Genomic DNA, 2,162 nt, shown 5'->3' with positions numbered 1-2,162 from the left:
GCGGACGTCGAGGAGACGCCGGACCACGCTCCCGAGGAACGTTCACTCGGCGACCGGGTGACCGACGAGGTCGCCGGCCAGCGCGTCATCGCGGCCGCTGTCGACGGAGGCTTCGCCGAGCCCATTCCCGCCCCCGCCCCCAAGGGCCTGGCCCGGTTGCGGCGCCGGGGCAGCGGGCCGAGCGCGGCGCCCAAGCCGGACGCACGTGTGATCCCGGACTTCGTCGATGCCCCGATGCTCGAGGAGCCGATCCCGAATGCCGACGGTCCGCGCGACGTCCCGCGCCGACCCTCCGAGGTGCTCGCGCACGCCCGCGCCGAGATCGAGGCCGAACTGACCCCGACCGTCGTACCGACGGACGGCGACGAGGAACGCGACAGCGCCGCTCCCGAGGGGCCGGACAACGCCGAGGTCGTGGCCGCGCTGGCCGCCCGCCTGCGCCGCGACGCCGAGCTGGCCGCGGCCGAACAGGCGGCCGAGCGCCTCGTCGCGGAAGAAGCCGCGCAGCGGGCCAACGTCGCTCGCGCCGAGGCCGACCGCCTCGCGCAGGAGCAGGCGGAGACCGCGGCGACCGCTCACCGAGCCCGGGTCGAGGCCGAGGAGCTCGCCCGCGCCGAGTTCGCCGCGCGCGAGGCAGCCGAGCGCGCCGCCCGCGAACGCGCCGAATCCGCCGACGCCGAGACCGCCCGCCGCGAAGAGGCCGAGCGGCACGCGATCGAGCAGGCCGAACGCGCCTCCGCGGCCCACGCCGAACGCTGGGCCGCCGAGGACCGGGCCCGTGAACAGGCCGAGCTCGCCGCCGCGGCCGCCGCCGCACGTCAGGTCGCCGAGGCCGCGGCCGAGCAGCACGCCGCCACCGCCCGCCAGGCCCACGACGACCGCGCGATCGCCGAGGAACGCGCCCGCGTCATGGCTGAAGCAGCGGCCGTCAGCGCAGCCGAGCACGCCGAGTTCGCACGACGCATGCTCGAAGAGCGTGCAGCGACCGAGCGAACCTCCGCCGAGATCGCCCAGGCCCGCGCCCTCGCCGAGGACGCAGCCCGGCAGCAGGCTGCGCTCGCCCAGGAAGCCCACAAGGCAGCCGAGGCAGCCGAGGACCGCGCCCGGCTGCTCGCCGAACAGGCTGCCGCCAGCGCCGAGGAGCACGGCGCCCTCGCCCGCCAGGCCGTGGAGGGACGCGCCGCTGCCGAACAGGCTGCTGCTGACCACGCGCGCCTCGCCCAGGACGCACACGAGTCGCGTCGGGCAGCCGAGCAGGCCGCTCTCGAACAGGCCGATCTCGCGCGCATCGCACTCGAGACCGCCGAGGCCGCTGAGCGCCGGGCCGAGGAAGCCGCCGAACGCGCCGAAGTACAGGTCGCGGCACGCGTGGCGGCCGACGAATCCGCAACCCAGCAGGCGCAACGCGCCGAGGAGGCCCACGAGGCCCGGCGCCTTGCCGAGGTCGCCGCGCGCGAACAGCTCGAGCTCGCCGCTGAAGCGCAGGCAGCGGCAGCGTCCGCCCACGCCTCTGCGGCCTCCCTCGCCGAGGAGAACCGTGCTGCGACCGAGGCGCTGACCCTCGCGGCCGAGTTCGCCGCGGGCGCGACGCAGGCCCGCATCGACGCCGAGACCCGCGCCGCAGCAGCACTGGCCGAGCTCGAGGCGTCGGCCGCCGTCCACACCCAGGCCGTGAGCAGCCTGCAGTCCGAGCTGCTCCAGGCGCAGGAAACCGCACTCGAGCATGCCCGGGCGCGCGCCGAGGCCGAGGCCATGGCGGCCGCCCAGACGCAGGCACGCGCCGAGGCCGAGGCCCTCGCTGCCGAGCAGGTGCGCGCACGTGCGGACGCCGAGGCACGCGTCACCGAGATCGCCCAGGAACGCGAACAGGCGATCACGGCCGCAGCGCTGGCTCGCGCCGAGGCCGAGGCGCTCGCCGCTGAACAGGCCGCAGCACGGGCCGACGCCGAAGCGCTCGCCGCAGCACGCGCCGCGGACAGCTCGCGTGCCGCCGAGCTCGCCCACGAACACGAGGTGGCCGCTGCCGACGCCGTGACTGCCCGGGCGCAGGCGGAGGCACTCGCCGCCGAGCAGGCAGCCGTTCGCGAGGCAGCCGAGGCCCGCGCCGCGGAGCTCGCCCAGGAACGCGACCGCGCCGTCGCCGAGGCCGAGCGTGCCCGCGC

The 2,162-nt window shown here is 77.2% G+C and carries 1 pseudogene; it reads left to right on the top strand.

Features of this window, described 5'->3' with window-relative positions:
* Positions 1-2,162: pseudogene (locus ACOADB_RS21995) on the top strand (hypothetical protein); the annotation flags it as partial.

The sequence above is a fragment of the Nocardioides sp. CPCC 206348 genome, from assembly GCF_048654705.1.
In the GTDB taxonomy this organism is placed as follows: domain Bacteria; phylum Actinomycetota; class Actinomycetes; order Propionibacteriales; family Nocardioidaceae; genus Nocardioides.
Note: the sequence above shows the minus strand (reverse complement) of the source record. Positions and strands in the feature narration are given on the sequence as shown.